Annotated in this window: 13 protein-coding genes; 8 read left to right on the forward strand and 5 right to left on the reverse strand. The window is 45.1% G+C overall.

The genetic code is table 11. The annotated features are described in order from the left end of the window. Positions 1-286 precede the first annotated feature (286 nt). The 5 genes from NG821_RS04150 to NG821_RS04170 all read left to right on the forward strand — a co-directional run bounded on the left by NG821_RS04150 (position 287) and on the right by NG821_RS04170 (position 7,079). Complete coding sequence (locus NG821_RS04150) at positions 287-1,309, forward strand: sugar kinase (protein WP_252760403.1); 1,023 nt, start codon at positions 287-289, stop codon at positions 1,307-1,309. A gap of 62 nt (positions 1,310-1,371) precedes the next feature. After that, positions 1,372-2,043: a bifunctional 4-hydroxy-2-oxoglutarate aldolase/2-dehydro-3-deoxy-phosphogluconate aldolase gene (locus tag NG821_RS04155; protein ID WP_252760404.1), complete on the forward strand. Its 672-nt coding sequence runs from the start codon at positions 1,372-1,374 to the stop codon at positions 2,041-2,043. Positions 2,044-2,147: 104 nt separating this feature from the next. Further along, on the forward strand, positions 2,148-5,729 hold the full coding sequence (locus NG821_RS04160; protein ID WP_252760433.1) for an ATP-binding protein: 3,582 nt from the start codon (positions 2,148-2,150) through the stop codon (positions 5,727-5,729). Then, positions 5,711-6,436, forward strand: a complete 726-nt coding sequence (locus NG821_RS04165; RefSeq protein ID WP_252760405.1) for a DUF5932 domain-containing protein — start codon at positions 5,711-5,713, stop codon at positions 6,434-6,436. The genes NG821_RS04160 and NG821_RS04165 overlap by 19 nt, the downstream gene beginning before the upstream one ends. Before the next feature lie 22 nt (positions 6,437-6,458). Then, positions 6,459-7,079: an AbgT family transporter gene (locus NG821_RS04170; RefSeq protein WP_252760406.1), complete on the forward strand. Its 621-nt coding sequence runs from the start codon at positions 6,459-6,461 to the stop codon at positions 7,077-7,079. A gap of 906 nt (positions 7,080-7,985) precedes the next feature. Here NG821_RS04170 and rpsA read toward each other — a convergent pair. Together rpsA and proS are read right to left on the reverse strand one after the other, a co-directional pair. After that, a complete protein-coding gene (gene rpsA / locus NG821_RS04175) occupies positions 7,986-9,758 on the reverse strand; it encodes a 30S ribosomal protein S1 (RefSeq protein ID WP_252760407.1) in 1,773 nt (590 codons plus the stop codon). A 219-nt stretch (positions 9,759-9,977) separates the two neighbouring features. Continuing rightward, positions 9,978-11,459: a proline--tRNA ligase gene (gene proS / locus NG821_RS04180; protein WP_252760408.1), complete on the reverse strand. Its 1,482-nt coding sequence runs from the start codon at positions 11,457-11,459 to the stop codon at positions 9,978-9,980. A gap of 212 nt (positions 11,460-11,671) precedes the next feature. On the opposite strand from proS, the gene NG821_RS04185 reads away from it, so the two are divergent. The 3 genes from NG821_RS04185 (at position 11,672) to NG821_RS04195 (ending at position 15,622) form a co-directional block, all read left to right on the forward strand. Continuing rightward, on the forward strand, positions 11,672-12,349 hold the full coding sequence (locus NG821_RS04185; RefSeq protein ID WP_252760409.1) for an OmpA family protein: 678 nt from the start codon (positions 11,672-11,674) through the stop codon (positions 12,347-12,349). Continuing rightward, positions 12,349-13,080: a monofunctional biosynthetic peptidoglycan transglycosylase gene (gene mtgA, locus NG821_RS04190; protein ID WP_252760410.1), complete on the forward strand. Its 732-nt coding sequence runs from the start codon at positions 12,349-12,351 to the stop codon at positions 13,078-13,080. Before NG821_RS04185 ends, mtgA begins: the two co-directional genes overlap by 1 nt. A 73-nt stretch (positions 13,081-13,153) precedes the next feature. Continuing rightward, positions 13,154-15,622: an ATP-dependent helicase gene (locus NG821_RS04195; protein ID WP_252760411.1), complete on the forward strand. Its 2,469-nt coding sequence runs from the start codon at positions 13,154-13,156 to the stop codon at positions 15,620-15,622. Positions 15,623-15,709: 87 nt separating this feature from the next. Here the strand turns inward: NG821_RS04195 and NG821_RS04200 are convergent, their stop codons facing one another. Genes NG821_RS04200 through NG821_RS04210 form a run of 3 tightly spaced genes read right to left on the reverse strand, consistent with a single transcriptional unit; the run spans position 15,710 to position 18,143 of the window. Further along, entirely contained in the window at positions 15,710-15,841 is a 132-nt protein-coding gene (locus NG821_RS04200) for a dehydrogenase (protein ID WP_252760412.1), read from the reverse strand. Between the two features lie 13 nt (positions 15,842-15,854). Next, entirely contained in the window at positions 15,855-17,327 is a 1,473-nt protein-coding gene (locus NG821_RS04205; protein WP_252760413.1) for a DUF4270 domain-containing protein, read from the reverse strand. Between the two features lie 9 nt (positions 17,328-17,336). After that, positions 17,337-18,143, reverse strand: a complete 807-nt coding sequence (locus NG821_RS04210) for a glycogen/starch synthase (RefSeq protein ID WP_252760414.1) — start codon at positions 18,141-18,143, stop codon at positions 17,337-17,339. Positions 18,144-18,227: the final 84 nt, after the last annotated feature.

The raw sequence follows: 18,227 nt of genomic DNA on the forward strand, positions 1-18,227 counted from the left end.
ATACCGTGCACAAATGTACACATTTCGTTTCAATTGTGCGAATGCACAACGATAAAATTTCGGATAAAACTTGTTTTTTGATCGGTCTTGGATTGAATAGTAAAATGGAGTTGGCAAATTGATAACTATTTGATACCGATCCATCATTGAAGATTTTCATTTCCCATCGGCATAATGGAAAGTTTTTTTCATTTTTATTTCGAAATATGGGAAATATTCTTTATATTTGCCCTATGAGAACAAACATACTCAAGATCTAAGTAAACTTATCAACAAAAATTAGAAAATGGCTAAAGTTGTTACATTAGGTGAGATCATGCTCCGCCTTTCACCGGAAGCGAATGATCGTTTTGTACAGACTGATACTTTTCGTATTATCCCTGGGGGAGGAGAAGCTAATGTTGCCGTGAGTTTGGCTAATTATGGGCATGATGCTTATTTTGTGACTAAACTCCCGAAACACGAGATCGGTCAGATTGCAGTCAATGCATTGCGTCGTTACGGTGTTCATACTGACTACATCGTCCGTGGAGGTAAAAGGGTCGGACTTTATTATGCTGAGACGGGGGCTTCGATGCGCCCTTCTAAAGTGATTTATGACCGTGCTGACAGTGCGATCGCAGAAGCAGATCCTTCTGACTTTGATTTTGACACGATCATGGAGGGTGCGAAGTGGTTCCATTGGACCGGCATCACACCTGCAATCAGCGACAAAGCTGCCAAGTTGACACTTCTCGCTTGTGAAGCCGCTAAGCGTCACGGCGTCACGGTCTCTGTCGACTTGAATTTCCGTAAGAAATTATGGACTTCAGAGAAGGCCATTTCCATTATGCGGCCCCTGATGAAATATGTTGACGTCTGTATCGGCAACGAGGAGGACGCACAGTTGTGTCTGGGCTTCAAACCTGATGCCGACGTAGAGGCAGGGAAGACAGATGCCAAAGGTTATTACCATATCTTTGAGGGTATGATGAAGCAATTCGGTTTCAAATATGTGGTATCTACACTCCGCGAATCAATTTCTGCTAGTCATAATGGCTGGAAAGCTCTTATCTATGACGGCAAGGAATTTTACGAAAGCAAGCACTACGATATCATGCCGATCATCGACCGTGTCGGAGGAGGAGATTCCTTTGCCGGAGGTTTGATACATGGTTTGCTGACGAAGCCTGATCAACGTGAAGCCCTGGAGTTTGCTGTGGCTGCTTCAGCCTTGAAGCATACGATTCCTGGCGATTTCAATCTGGTCAATGCTGAGGAAGTGGAAAGTCTGGCAAATGGTAATGCCAGTGGCCGTGTTCAACGGTGATTGATTATCGGTTTCAGTGAAAGAAATTACACCTTTTTATATTATATTTTTAAAAGAAAAATATGGCAAGATTCAATAAAATACAGGTGTTGACAGCAATGGGGAAGACAGGCATGGTACCTGTATTCTTCAATAAAGACTTGGACGTTTGTAAGCATGTCCTCAAGGCCTGTTACGATGGTGGCGTGAGAGTTTTCGAATTTACTAACCGCGGGGATTTCGCTCACGAGATTTTCGGTGAACTCAACAAGTGGGCAGCTGAGGCTTGTCCTGAATTGATTTTAGGTGCAGGTACGGTCATCGATGCACCTACTGCTGCACTGTATATTCAACTTGGAGCCAATTTTATTGTCGGACCTAACCTCAATCCGGAGATCGCACCAGTCTGTAACCGTCGTCTCGTGCCTTACACCCCCGGTTGCGGATCTGTCTCTGAGATCTCTGACGCTCAGGCTCTGGGCTGTGATGTGACGAAGGTCTTCCCTGCTGGCAATGTAGGAGGGCCGTCTTTCGTAAAGAACCTACTCGGTCCTCTTCGCTGGAGCAATGTGATGGTGACGGGTGCCGTTGCTCCTGACCAGGAAAATCTCACCGCTTGGATAAAATCCGGCGTGTTCTGTGTTGGAATGGGGTCGAAACTCTTTCCTAAAGATGATATTGCTGCGGGCAACTGGAAAGCCATCACACAAAGATGTGTTCAGGCATTAGGCTATATCCAGTCTGCTCGTGCTTAATATAGAGTAAGAAATTTTTCCGACGAAACTTATCGATTGTCAGGGACAAACTGGTTACAGTTCTGTCCCTGAATCTTTTGCTATTGAAACCTATCTTGAAATTTATGCGGCTTTCAGGAACCTTGTCCCTGATCTTGGTTCTCTTTCTTTCAGCCTGTACCCCTTCCCATCAAAAGGAAGTTGACGAGTTGAATGCGAGGGCGTATTATTTTCATTATAGGAATATTGACTCTACGAGAGTTCTCGCACAAAAGGCTTTGGACTTGTCCTCAGATTACGATGCCGGACAAGCGGAAGCACTTAATAACCTTGCCTTTGTCAGCATCGCGCGGATGAATTATCCGCAAGCTTCTAAACTGTTGGCTCGTGCAATATCAGCAAGTGATAACCAGGTCGAACTTCTGGTCGCTTATATCCAGCAAATGCGGTTGTGCCAACGGCAAGCCCAGAATAAAAACTTTTATGACTGTCGTGAACGGGCAATCAATTGTCTGCACCGTATAGATGAGAGTAGTGACGATCTATCCGAAAGAGCACGTCAGAGGATGATATATGCCCGTTCAGAATTCAATTTTGTCAGTGCTACTTATTACTATTATACCGGTCAGAACCATCTCTTCCTCAAAGCCTTGAAAAGTGTCAATTCCAGTGAGTGCGAATCTGATACTGCCCAATATCTGAGTTATCTTTATAACATGGGTGAAGGTGGAGCAATCAATCAAGGATCCCTGGAACAGATCGCCCAGACTGAATTTAATTACCTGATGCGTTGCTTTTATTTCGCAACGGTGAGCCACAGTCCTTATTGGATAGCCAATTCCCTTGAAGCAATTAGCGAGCATATGCAGAACCAGCGTATCTGCGATTACCTGATCCGCAACAATGGACCGGCTATGGAATGGCTGAATGTCGACCTGATGCCTTATCATCTTCTGGCAGGGAATTTCGCGCAGCGCTCTCTGGATTTGTTCATCAAGTATGGTGACGTCTATCAGATAGCGGGTGCTTACAGGACCTTAGGCAGGAATTATTGGGCAATAGGGGATTACCGTTCCGCCCTGATCTGTCTGAACCGTGCATTGAGCAACAAGAAGATACTCCAGGCTCCTGATCTGGTGGCGTCGATAAGGGAGCAGTTGAGTATGGTGTACTCGGCTTTAAATGATAAACAGGCGAGTGACTATAACCGTAATGTCTATCTTGACCTACAGGAAAAGACGCGGCAGGACCGGATGATGGAAGCACGGGCTGCAGAACTGGACAGAAATGCGACCCAGTTGAATGCGATGATCTTTGCAGTCGTCCTGATGATCGCGTTTTTCATCACGCTCCTCTTTTTCTTTGACCGCCTTCGCCGAAAAAACGATGATGCCGACTCTTTTAGAAAATTACTCCAGCCGCTCCGTCAATGGAAAGAGAAGAACGAACTCCAGATCAGCGACTTGACGGATAAGTATGAAGAGATACATGAAGACACTTCGGTGCTCCAAGCCAATATCCTCAAAGACAAACAGAGGAATCTTGAGCAGCGGGCAAAGGTACAACTGGTGATCAGCATCACCCCTTTCATTGATCAGATGATCAATGAGGTGAAGCGGCTCCAAGAAGGGAAAGACGATGTGGAAGTGAAGAGGTTCCGCTATCAATATATCAACGAATTGATAGACCATATCAATCAGGATAATATCGTCCTGACCCGTTGGATCCAACTCCGGCAGGGACAACTGAGCCTGCACATCGAGAGTTTTCCGGTAGAGTCTATTTTCGACATCGTGAGAAAAGGCAGCATGGCATTTCAGTTGCGGGGGATAACCCTGACAGTGAAGAAAACCACTGCCGTAGTCAAGGCAGACCGGACGCTGACTTTGTTCATGATCAATACGATGGCGGACAATGCCCGCAAGTATGTCGACAGTGGTGGGTGTGTCACTATTGAGGCAACAGAATATACTGACTATGTAGAAATCAGTGTGGCGGATACCGGGAAGGGGATGTCACCGGAACAGGTGGAGCACATTTTTGACCATAAGGCGATCATCAATGACGAACAAACTGTCCCTAATGCTGAAAAGAAGCATAGCCACGGTTTTGGACTTTTAAACTGTAAAGGGATTATTGAAAAATATAAGAAGACCAGTAATCTATTCCGAGTTTGCAGTATTTCTGCCAAAAGCGAGTTGGGCAAGGGGTCGCGTTTCTCTTTCACTTTGCCTAAAGGGATAGTGCGGCACTTGAAATTGATCTTCATCCCCATCATCGTATTCTTGACGTTTTTCCCGAGACAGATGCAGGCAGACAGTAGCACCATGCAAAAGAGGTATCTGGCGTCTGCCTCTTCAAAACAGGTCTCGCACGCTTCCCCTAAAATGAAAGTGTGGTTGTCCCACAAAGCTATCCAGTTTGCCGACAGTATCTATTATTCCAATATCTTCGGCCATTATCGTAAGGCCTTGGTATTTGCGGACAGTACACGCCATTATTTGAATGCACTCTATCTGCAATTGGTCCCTGACGGCAAAGTCCTGATGAAGGCGGTAGGGTCTGAAGTCATTCCTCCTGAGATACAATGGTTCCGCAGTCATTTGGATATCAATTATCTAGTGATCCTTGACATGAGGAATGAAAGTGCGATTGCCTGTCTGGCAGTACATGACTGGTCCGGATACACTTATAATAATACGGTGTATACACAACTCTTCCGAGAGTTTTCTGCGGACCAGTCCCTCGACGACTATGTGCAGACCATGCAGCGGTCTGAAAATTCGAAGACAGTCGCTATTATCATTCTTGTCCTACTGTTGTTCTCCATCTTTCCTGCCTATTACTTCCTGTATTACCGTCATAGGGTATTCTATAGATTCTGTATAGAACGCATACAAGGTATCAACCAGATTCTACTGAGCGACCTTCCTGATCAGGACAAACTCCGGGAGATCAACCGACTGTGGGATAAGCGGATGAGCCGGAACAGAGGTTTCCAATTTCATGAAACTCCCGAATACCGCTCCAAGAACGTGTTGGATCAATTGAATCAGGTTGTCAACCAAATAGCACTTGCCTTGCAGAAGGGGATGTCTGTTTACCATAATCATCAGTTGAATATCGAACTTGCACAGGATGAACTGGCACGTGCCAGGTATGAGGACGACCGCCTGCATGTTTCGAATGCCGTCCTGGACAACTGTCTGAGTACGCTCAAGCACGAGACGATGTATTATCCTTCCCGTATCCAACAGCTCATTGACGGGTCTGATAAGAATCTGGAGGTCATCAGTGAACTGGCCAGTTATTATAAAGAACTGTATTCTCTCCTCTCGACTCAGGCTTTGAGACAGATTATCGGTCAAATGAGACTGGATCCGGACTTGGTGGATTATCTTTTCGATATTCTTCAAAGAAAGAGCGGAGAGAAGCGTATAACATCTGAAAAAATAGGGGAGAGCGGCCGCTATGCCCGTATACGTATTCCGTTGCCGAAATTAGAACTGACAAGTATGGAGTGCAAACAACTGTTTAACCCTCAGACAAAAGACTTGGATTTTCTTTTATGCAAGCAGATCGTCAGAGAAATAGGAGACGTGACTAATCTCCGGGGATGTGGCATAGAGGCATTACCCTCCCAAAACGGTTCCGGAACAATTATAGAAATGGTATTACCTAAAAAAATATGGATAAATTTAAAGTAATAATAGTAGAAGATGTGCCTTTGGAACTAAGAGGCACTGAAGGGATATTCCACAACGATATCCCCGAAGCTCAAATTATCGGTACTGCAGATAGTGAACCTGTGTATTGGAAACTTCTCAAACAGCAATTACCTGATCTGATCTTACTTGACCTAGGCCTCGGCGGCAGCACAACTGTGGGTGTTGAAATATGCCGTAAAACCAAAGAGATGTACCCGAAAGTAAAGGTACTGATTTTCACAGGTGAAATACTTAATGAAAAACTTTGGGTGGATGTCCTCGACGCCGGATGTGACGGCATCATCCTCAAGAGTGGCGAACTGCTTACCCGTGACGATGTTGCTTCCTGTATGTCGGGCAAAAAACTAGTATTTAACCAGCCTATTCTAGAGAAGATCGTCGAGCGTTTCAAGAAGAGTGTCAGTCAGGAAAACATGAGGCGGGAAGCATTAGTAGACTATGAAATAGATGAGTATGACGAGCGCTTCCTGAGGCATCTTGCTTTGGGATATACCAAGGAGCAGATCACAAATCTCCGAGGAATGCCTTTTGGGGTGAAGAGTTTGGAAAAACGACAGAATGAACTGGTCCAGAAACTCTTTCCTGATGGCAACGGGGGCATCAGTGTCAACGCTACCAGACTGGTTGTCAGGGCGCTACAACTGAGAATTATTGATCTAGATGATTTACATCCTGATGAAGAATGAGTTTCTTTTTAAAAATAACAAATTGTCAAAACGGTGGAAGAACAGAATCGGCTGGTTGATCTTCATCCTGAGTTTGATGCAGTTGGTCGTGATTCTCTTGTCATGGTTGCTTACAGCCGCAGATCCGGACAGTTCTATACGCTCTTTATTGAGCAGTGAAGGGATCAGATGGTTTATCGGCAAGAATGTAGAGAATTTATGCCAACCGCTTCTTGTCTGGCTGTTGATGGTCGGTACAGCTTGGGGAACAATGAAGTCGAGCGGTTTTAACCACTTCCTCGCTTCGGGACAGTTTCTACATTTGAAACAAGCGGAATTCAGAGAGCAAACTGCTTTTAAGTTTGCTCTGTTCGAATTTTGCCTTGTTTTCATTATCATGATATTACTTACGGCTTTTCCTCATGCCGTCTTATTGAATATTACCGGACATCTTTATCCCGGTCCTTTTTTCTCCGGAATTGTTCCGGTAGCGAGTTTGACCTTTATAGGAATGGGGATGACCTATGGTTGTATCAGCGGTAAATTCCTGAACTTTGCGGATATATTTGACAGTGTCACTCTTGGCGTGAGTATGGTATCTCCTTTGATCATCATTTATATTGTAGCCATCCAACTCTATTATTCGATCCTTTTCGTATTTTGAATATTTCAGGCCCGTTGGTGGATTTAATTCGGAGCGAATTCAACTACTATATAACCGCCACCAGTACTGTGTGCACCATTATATTGGCGGAATTAATCAGGAACGAATCCAATACTCCCAATCGGTCGTCGGTTCATTTATATCATTGATATACTTTATAACTGTAAATGCTGTGATCTTCGCAATGATTCAGAAAGAAAGACCTGCAGTTTGTTTTGCGTCATTACGGAAAATCATGAATTGATCACAGAGTTGTGGGGAAGTTGGTCCCTATTCTCTTTTCTTTCTTCTCTCTCTTCTCTCTTCTGCCCTTGCATAGGACTTGATAGAGTCGGTCTCCGATTCTTCATGTTAAAGCGATAAGAGATTTCGAGTTTTCTGCCGGTACACGTCTTTGCTTCTGAAGCTGAATGGGCATACATACCATTGATGCCTATCCATTCCTTTTATTGTTGCACGACTATACGTCCTTTCCACTATTTTATGACGTACTGTTTGTAGTTTTCTTGAGGTTCTGTTCACGTACGTCCTTATACTGTAAGGACGTACGACATTGCACCCTAATAACGTACGACATTAGACCCTAATAACGTACGACATTACACCTTAATGACGGACGTCTTTATACCCGTTCAACAGTTTCTACAGATGCTAAAACCGTTTTTGAGTCAAAACCGCAATAAGAACGGTGAGAAACGAGCTGGGAACGGAGAGGGATGATTATTGATTGCGGGGGAACGGATTCGTTCTCGAGTCAGTCTGAAAGATGCAATACGATACATTGGAGGGGGCTATTATAATCTAGTATGAAGTAGGGGGACTATATATAAAAAAGGTGTATTGCCAACGCAATACACCTTTTATTAATTAATCAGTAAGAATAAGTACAAGACTTATTCAATAAAATCATTTGTTACTATCCATTTGCTCTTTCAACTTAGCCAGAGCATCGATATCACCGAGTGTTGTTCCTGCAGCGACATTATTGATTTGTGGTGCTTCAGCCTTCTTGCCGTTGTGCTTGTGAGCAGCCGGTTTGAAGTTATCCTTGACATCCTCGAATGTACGAGAGTGAGAGAGGATGATACGCTTGGTCTCCTTAACAAAGTCAAGTACCATAAAGTCAAGTTCTTCTCCAACCTTAGCCTTGGATCCGTCTTGCTTTACCAGATGCTTTGGAGTAGCGAAACCTTCACCACCTTCATTGAGGAGGATGACGGCACCCTTGTCCATGATCTGTGTGATCTTTCCTTTGTGGATTGATCCAGGAGTATAGATCGTCTCATAAGTATCCCAAGGATTCGGCTCAAGTTGCTTGTGACCCAAACTCAGACGACGGTTCTCTTTGTCGATGTCCAAAACGACAACATCAATATCTGCACCTACAGTAGTAAACTCAGATGGATGTTTGATCTTCTTCGTCCAAGACAGATCGCTGATATGAATCAGTCCGTCAACACCTTCTTCTAATTCTACGAATATTCCGAAATTAGTAAAGTTGCGGACTTTAGCCGTATGCTTACTTCCAACAGGATATTTCACTTCGATGGTTTCCCAAGGATCTTCAGTGAGTTGCTTGATACCTAAGCTCATCTTGCGCTCTTGACGGTCGAGGGTCAGGATAACAGCTTCTACCTCATCTCCGACTTTCAGGAACTCCTGAGCTGAACGCAGGTGCTGGCTCCAGGACATTTCACTGACGTGAATCAATCCTTCTACACCAGGAGCGATCTCAACGAAAGCACCGTAATCAGCCATCACAACAACTTTACCATGGACATGGTCACCAACTTTCAAGTTAGGATCAAGTGCATCCCAAGGATGCGGTGTGAGTTGCTTCAGACCCAATGCAATACGTTTCTTTTCTTCATCGAAATCAAGGATAACGACCTTGATCTTCTGATCCAAGCTGACGATTTCGTGCGGATCACTGACACGACCCCAAGAGAGGTCTGTGATATGAATCAGTCCATCGACACCGCCGAGGTCTACGAAAGCACCATAAGAAGTGATATTCTTGACAGTACCTTCAAGAATCTGACCTTTCTCCAAATGAGAAATGATCTCTTTGCGTTGTGCCTCTAATTCTGCCTCGATCAATGCCTTGTGGGAAACGACGACATTGCGGTATTCCTGATTGATCTTGAGGACTTTAAATTCCATGGTCTTGCCTACGAATACGTCGTAGTCACGTATAGGATGAACGTCAATCTGGCTGCCTGGAAGGAATGCTTCTATTCCGAAGATATCAACAATCATGCCGCCTTTGGTACGACTCTCAATATATCCCTGAATAACTTCTTCTTTCTCGCAAGCTTCGTTGATCTTTTCCCAACTCTTAGCTAAGCGGGCTTTCTTGTGAGAGAGGACCAGTTGGCCTTTTTTGTCCTCTTGGCTTTCAACGTAAACCTCAACCTTGTCACCTACCTTTAAATCCGGATTGTAACGAAATTCAGAAGCAGGGATAATACCATCGCTCTTGTAGCCGATGTTCACTACGACTTCCTTTTTGTCCATAGCGATGACCGTGCCTTCTACTACTTGATGCTCCTGGATTTTGTTAAGTGTGTCATTGTAGGCCTTTTCAAGGTCTTGTTTGTTGGCTTTCGCACTAGAACCATTTTCATATTCGTCCCAATCGAAATTTGCCAATGGTTGTACGTTCTTTAAATCTGACATAAAAAAATAAAAAATTAATAATTAATAAAGTTAGACTTTATGTTTATAGATGTGAGCACTCTTCACCCACATTGCCTGCAAAGGTACATAAAAAAGGTAAGAAGAGTCCTGAGCTACCGGAACTTATCTTGCCTTTTAAATATTTTTAACCAAGTCTTATGCTTTTGTATTTTAAACACCATTAGTCAGTGCCTTCTCAGTATCGTTTTACGCTCAGAATCAGTAAGATCTTGCGACGATGACTCTCGTGTCAGTCGGTTTCCCGCTGATCATATCTTTGCCTGGAGTAGGAGGGAATGCAAAAGGAATGCAACGGATGGTTGCCTGTGTATCTTCCTTGAGTTTTGCTTCCGTTTCAGCCGAGCCATCCCAATGGCAGAGGAAAAATCCGCCGTCTTTGATCCGCTCTTTGAATTCATCGTAGTTGTCACATTCATAGATATGTGCGTCGCGGAACTTCCGTGCCTTTTCGAAGATACTCTTCTGGATAGTATCGAGCAGTTGGCGTACGCGTTCGACGATGCCGTCGAAGGGAACGTTTTCTTTCTCGAGTGTATCCCGGCGCATGATCTCAATCGTTCCGTTCTCCAAGTCGCGGCCACCCATGACCAAGCGGACAGGTACACCTTTCAATTCATAATCGGCGAATTTGAATCCAGGCCGTTTGTTGTCATCATCGTCATATTTCACGCTGACGCCGAGTTCTTCGAGTTTGTCGATGACCGGTTGCAGTTTGGCCGTTATGGGCGCAAGTTGCTTGGCATTGTTCGCGATAGGGATGATAGCCACCTGAATAGGAGCGAGTTTAGGCGGCAGTACCAGTCCGTTGTCATCCGAATGAACCATGATCAAACCTCCGATCAATCTCGTGGAAACGCCCCATGATGTCGCCCAGACATATTGGGGTTTATTGTTCTTGTCCAAGAACGTGACATCAAAACTCTTTGCGAAGTTCTGCCCGAGGAAATGGCTGGTACCACTTTGGAGAGCCTTGCCATCCTGCATCATCGCCTCTATAGTATAGGTGTTCTCTGCACCGCCGAAACGCTCAGTAGGACTCTTGGCGCCTTGTAGGACAGGCATAGCCATCCAGTTCTCTACGAAATCGGCATAGACGTGCAGCATTCGTTGAGCTTCCTCTTCAGCCTCTTGGGAAGTTGCGTGGGCTGTGTGGCCTTCCTGCCAGAGAAACTCAGAAGTACGGAGGAACGGGCGCGTGCGCATTTCCCAGCGCATGACGTTACACCACTGGTTGCACATGATCGGCAGATCCCGATAAGAGTGAATCCAGTTCTTGTAAGTGTGCCAGATGATGGTTTCAGAAGTCGGCCGGACAATAAGAGGTTCGTCCAATTTGGCATCAGGATCAACCATGATGCTTTTCCCGTCGTCGCTAGCTTTCAGTCTGTAATGCGTGACGACTGCACTTTCCTTGGCAAAGCCTTTGACATGTTCAGCTTCGCGGGAGAAGTAACTCATCGGAATCAATAGAGGGAAATAAGCATTCTGGGCTCCTGTCTTCTTGAACATCTTATCGAGTTGCTGCTGGATCTTTTCCCAGATAGCGTATCCATAGGGTTTTATGATCATACAGCCACGGACAGGTGCTTGCTCGGCAAGGCCGGCCTTAGCTACCAGATCGTTGTACCATTGGCTATAGTTATCAGCACGTTTGGTCAGTTCTTTTAATTCTTTCGCCATAATAATTATATATACTGTATATCGTTTCAGATGAAACTAAAAGGGAAATCTCTATTTGTTATAGGTATTTTCCCTATGTTTAATCAAGGGAAATTTTTAATTTTGGGCAAAAGTACAAAAAAAAGTTGATTCTTATACAAGAATGCGGAAAAAAGACTACCTTTGCATTAAAGAATTAAAGGACAAAGAACAAATTAAAATATAAAAAAGTTATGAAAAAAATGAAATTGGCAGTTGCCGGTGCTTCTCTCCTCATGATCGTCAGCTGTGGAACAAATCAGGGGAACGGTGCTCTTATAGGAACAGGTGCAGGTGCCGGTGTAGGTGCAATTATCGGTGCGATTGCCGGTCATGGTAAAGGTGCTGCAATCGGTGCCGCTTTAGGCGGTGCAATCGGTGCAGGAACCGGGGCAATCATCGGTCATCATATGGATAAAGTGAAATCAGAGGTTACCCAGCAGGTTTCCAATGCCAAGGTTGATGAAGTTACGGATGCCAACGGCTTGAAAGCAGTGAAAGTAACATTTGACAGTGGTTTGCAGTTTGACATCAACAAAGCAACATTGCGGTCTGATGCTCAGAATGATCTGGCTAATTTCGCCAATGTCCTGAAGAAGGATCCTACACTTTCTGTAGATATTCAGGGCTATACAGATGCCACCGGTGGGGACAAGATCAATGTTCCATTGAGTGACTCTCGTGCCAAGGCTGTATCCAGTTATCTGGAAAGAGAAGGTGTACCTTCCAGCCAATTCAAGAACGTTGCCGGTTATGGCAGTCAGAATCCTGTTGTCAATCAGACCATTGCTCCTCAGAACCGTCGTGTAGAAGTTTACCTCTACGCCAGCAAGGAGATGATCGACAAAGCTAATAACGGTACTTTGCAGTAATGTTGCATAAGATTCGAAAAGTTTTCAGATGGATGGTGGTACTGTTTTTCAGTTCCACCATTCTTGCTGTTATGGCCTATCGTTTCTTACCCGTCTTCTTTACTCCTCTGATGGTGATCCGTTGTTTCCAGCAAGTCCATAGAGGAGAGTCCATGACCCTGCACCATCACTGGGTGTCCATGGATAAGATTTCTCCGCATATGCCTGTAGCCGTGATGGCCAGTGAAGATCAAAGATTCCTCAAGCATCACGGGTTTGACTTCAATGCTATAGAAAATGCAGCCAGGCATGATATCGGCGGCGGGAGAATACATGGGGGAAGTACGATCAGCCAGCAGACAGCAAAGAATGTATTTTTGTGGCCCGGCCGCTCTTGGATCCGCAAAGGCTTCGAGACCTACTTCACTTTTCTCATAGAGTTGTTGTGGGGCAAGCAGCGGATCATGGAAGTGTATTTGAACAGTATTGAGATGGGGGATGGCATCTATGGTGTAGATGCTGTTGCCGAATACCATTTCAATAAGAAGGCCGTTGACCTGTTTAGGGACGAATGCGCCTTGATTGCCGCAACTTTGCCCAATCCGATAAAATTTGACAGTGCCCATCCGAGTGAGTATGTGAAGAAACGGCAATTCCAGATCGAGCATGAGATGAGATTTATCCCTGCTTTTCCTAAAGAGGGAGAAGACGTGGACCCAAATACAGTTGTAGGCGGGTACTACTCCCATTGAGATGCAACTCGTTTTCAAGTTTTGCCGGGGTTAGTTCTTCCGAAAGAATAACGAGTGGGGTAAGTGGAAAAATATGAATGAAAAAATATTAGAAGGGTTGAATCCTTCACAGCGTGCTGCTGTAGAATATATCGACGGGCCTTCTCTCGTGATTGCGGGAGCAGGTTCAGGTAAGACGCGTGTATTGACTTGCAAGATCGCTTATCTGCTGCAGAAAGGTTATGCGCCCTGGTCTATCTTGGCCCTGACTTTTACCAATAAGGCGGCTAAAGAGATGAAGGAGCGTATTGGCAGGATCACAGGTTCAGAACGCGCAGCACAGTTACACATGGGTACTTTTCATTCTGTCTTTTCACGTATCCTGCGTATCGAGGCTGAAACCATAGGCTACACCTCTTCTTTTACCATTTATGACGAAGCAGATTCCCGTTCTCTGATAAAGGCGATCGTCAAGGAGAAGGGACTGGACGACAAACTCTATAAGCCGGCTGCCGTACACAAGCGCATCTCCATGGCAAAGAATCATCTTATCCTGCCTCAGGCTTATGCGGAAGACAGGGAGGCTTTAGCTAATGACCAAAGTTCCCACATGCCGGCAATCTCAGATATTTACACCTCTTATTGTATGCGCTGCAAAAAGGCGAATGCGATGGATTTTGATGACTTGCTCGTGCTCACCTACATGCTGTTCCGTGATCATGAAGACAAGAGGAAGAAATATGAGTCCAAATTCGACTTTGTCTTGGTGGATGAGTATCAGGATACCAATTACGCCCAACTCTGCATCTTGTTGCAGTTGACGCGTGACAAACAGCATATCTGTGTGGTGGGGGATGATTCTCAGAGCATTTACAGTTTCCGGGGTGCAAATATCGACAATATCCTGAATTTCAACCAACACTTCAAAAACTCAAAACTCTTCAAACTTGAACAGAACTATCGTTCTACTCAGCATATCGTGCAAGCGGCAAACAGTTTAATCAAACACAATAAGGCACAGATCCCCAAAGAGATATACAGTAAAAATTCCGAGGGAGAGAAGGTCGTCTTGAAGGCCGCCTATAGTGACAAAGAAGAGGCGATGATCGTCTGTCATAATATCAAGACTATCCGCAAGAAGGATTCTGCCGAATGGGGAGATTTTGCCATTCTTTACCGGACCAACTCCCAAAGCCGGAGTTTTGAGGAAGAGATGAGGAAGGAAGAAATCCCTTATCATATTGTCGGCGGATTGAGTTTCTATCAACGGAAGGAGATCAAAGACATCATCGCCTATTTCCGGATGGTCGTCAATCCCGACGATGAAGAAGCTTTCAAACGGATTATCAACTATCCCTCGCGGGGAATAGGTGCGACGACAATAGCCAAGATCGCCATGTCTGCACAGGAGTATGGCGTGAGCTTCTGGAATGTGATCCAGAACCCCGGTCATTTCGGGATGAATGTCAATAAAGGGACATTGAGTAAATTGGATCAATTCAGGAGTTTCATCGCAAAATTCCTGCAGATGAACGAGAGTACTGATGCCTATGAACTGGGATCGGAACTGATCAAGGAGAGCGGTATCAGTGCAGATATCTTCTCAGGAGTCGATCCCGAGTCGGTCTCTCGCCAGGAGAACCTGGGGGAGTTCATGGGTGGCCTGAAGGACTTTGTAGAGGAGCGGAAAGAAGAAGGATTGGACAATCAAATCGGATTGTCAGACTATCTCCAGGAGGTTTCCCTGCTTACTGATCTGGACAGTGATGACAAGAACGGTGAGAGCAGGGTTAACCTGATGACCATTCACAGTGCCAAAGGACTGGAGTTTCCTACTGTATTTGTCGTGGGACTTGAAGAAAATATCTTTCCTAGTCCGATGTCTGCCAATTCACCTCGCGAACTGGAGGAGGAGCGCCGTCTGCTCTATGTCGCCATCACCCGAGCTGAGAAACACTGTATCCTGACTTATGCCAGGAACCGTTGGCGATACGGCAATATGACCATAGATGGTCCCAGCAGGTTTATCCAGGACATCAACCCTGATTTACTGTCGGAAGATACAGATTCCTTAGAAGATACCGGCAGTACGCCAACGCGACTTAACCGGAGAGAGTATGAGCCTAACACCCCCTATACCGGTTTTCATGATTGGGGAAGTGAGCGGCCATCCTATAATTCGAGGTTGCAGAACAGTCATCCCGTTGCCAGTCAATTCAGGGCTGACCCTCAACCGAAGATCACTTCGCCCCATCGGCCTGAAAAGGCAGTAGATCCTCTCTCGCCTTCTTTCAAGCGCCATTTCGCTGCGAGCGGAGGCAATCTCCGACGTGTATCTGAAGCAATGGCGAATGGTGGGAGAGTGACAGACTCCATATCTACTGCCTCAAGTGTTTCCGAAGGTGACACGATTGCCCATCAGCGCTTTGGCGTGGGGACGGTCGTGAAGGTCGAGGGAACGGGAGAAAACGCAAAAGCTACGGTGGAATTCAAGAATTCCGGTACAAAACAATTACTGTTGAAATTTGCCAAATTCACTATTGTCGGCAAATCCGAATCCTAAACTTAAAAGGCAGGACTCCTACATGAGTCCTGCCCTTTAGTTATTGAGATGCATCAGATCTGAAAGTTGTTCCGATATACAATGGAACTATAGATCCTCTTCATTTTCCTTTTCTATGTGATGGATGGCTTTCTGTGGTAAGTTCTTTTTCTTACGAAGCCATGCTGCTTTTCTTTCTTCGTAATCGCGGCGATGCCGTTCTAGGAAATTATCTGCCATAAATGATTCGTTGCTATTTAAATCGACTGTAGATGACCGTCAATTTGATAGGATGGGTCGGCCCTCCCACAACCTTCGTACTCGAAAGTGACATGTCGTTGACCACTCGTGTGATGTAGGTCGTATTGTTCCTCGTCGCCGTTGAGATAGTCACCGGGACGATGATCGCCTTGTTGTAGTTGGCACTTACCCCTTTCTTCTTATACATGTCCTTGACCAACCCTGAGATATTATTGAAAGTATAGGTATTGTTGGCGGAATTGAAGGATGCCGAGAAACTCGTCTTGTAGTTGATCAGTTCGTCGTTTTCGAAGAAACTTTGCAAACTGTCTTCCGGTATGATGAGCAGGTCTTGGGGGATGCCCAACTTGAATTTACTGTCCGTCGTGTTGTTGATTCTTGTGAGGACCAATTTCGCGCTGTTGATGGAGTCATTCTCATGTTTCGTCATTATCTCATCGATAGGCAGGGTAGCTTCCGTAAAGATGCCTGCCGGTGTCTTCAGATAAGTGCATGAAGCGTCAGAGACCAGTCGGTCCAGTGTCGACTCATCATTTGTGATCTTGTTGGTCTGCAGCACTTCGCCCGTCCCGTAGAGATAAGCGCCTGTCGTGACATATTCCAGAGAGTCCTTTGTCGTCGTCTGTGTCTCACCGTTGACCGTTGTCGAATGCGTGACAGGGATGATGGTATCTGTCAACTGCTGCATATAGACCTGACTGATTTCCACCTTAGCCATAGCGCCCAATCCACTTTCATATTTGATGTAGAAACCCGGGAAGACCTTGTTCAGGAAAGTCTGTGGGGTCTTGAAATATTCAGGATGTGCGTAATAAGTCCTCATGATATAGGTACCGAAGTCAGGGTAGGTCACCCCGTCATGGACATATTTCTTATTGTCGAGAGAGATCGTGATGCCTTTCATCCCGCTGTTGGCAGTCCTGGAAGAATCAGAGAGGGTCATATCCTGAACGGTATAAGTCTTGCTTAATGTCAGTCCGTCTTCTTTGACGTAGCCTTCCGCCTCAGGATCGAAATCGGAATAGTAATTGGCATTCTCCGGTACAGGTTTATTCAACTCCATGACTTTCAGATTCATGGTAGCCAGAGAGTCACCGTAATAATCTTCGAAGTAGAGATTCAGATAAGTGTGGGAAGGTTTTACACCTCCGTCAGGAGCTTTTGATCGGATCGAGTCTTTTTGGATAAATCCGGGGTTAGGAAGGGTATAGAACTGGACCATGTAGTCTCCCGTCACATAAGCGCCTGTCTCAGGATCTTTGACCTTACCTACATATCCGCTGCTGTTCCTCGCCAGGACTTTTCCGGCTTTTACTGACTGCGTGTAAGTTTGGAAACTAGAATCGGTTACGTAGAGGACATCAGAATTGTTGATCAGCGATGAGCCAATGTAATCGGTTGTGTCATTACATGCTGTAAAGGTGAGAGCAGTCAAGGCTGCTATGACCAAAATTTTCAGTTTCATCTTATCTTTTTATTTATCGGAACTGATTTGATTAATGAAATCCACAAAAGCTTGTGTATCATCTCCGGGATAGTTAAGCAGTTGTTTCTTCTTGTCTGCTGCTTCTTTGAGGAGATTCGGGCTGACGTGGTTTCCGGCCTCAACAATTCCATCACTATAATCTACGGCAAGTTTTCCGAGTTCCAGAAAATCAAATTTCTTCTTATAAGAACTCAAGAGATCTGCTTTTGCTCCTTTATACTCGATGCATTTCTTGAAATTTTCTCCCAGATCAGACTTCAACTGATTCCCGAAGAGAAGGCTGATCGTCTTGACACTGGCAAAGGAAGGTTCGTCTTTGTAGGCTTTCTTGATATAGAAGGGGACTACCGAACCCATCCAACCTTGGCAGATCACGATGTCCGGAGCCCATCTTAATTTCTTGACCGTTTCAAGTACGCCGCGGGCAAAGAAGATCGCTCTTTCGCCGTTGTCCGGATACTCGACGCCTGTCTCGTCAGCTTCCATCTGCCGCTTGCTGAAATAATCATCATTGTCAATGAAATAAACTTGTATTCTGGAAACCGGTATGGAAGCTACTTTGATAATCAGGGGATGATCAGTGTCATTGATGATCAGATTCATTCCCGATAGGCGGATGACCTCATGCAACTGTCCGCGACGCTCGTTTATTGTACCCCATTTTGGCATAAATGTACGAATTTCGAAACCGTTTTCCTGCATTTTATGAGGCAGGTCTCTACCCATGATGGACATTTCACTTTCAGGTACATAAGGAGCAATCTCCTGGTTAATGAACAGTATTTTCTTAGCCATACAAGTTGAGTTTTAACAATGCAAATATACGAATAAAAGTCGAGAATTCACTATAAAACACTTTAAAACAAAGAAAAGGAACAT

The sequence above is a fragment of the Segatella cerevisiae genome (assembly GCF_024054555.1).
Lineage (GTDB): Bacteria > Bacteroidota > Bacteroidia > Bacteroidales > Bacteroidaceae > Prevotella > Prevotella cerevisiae.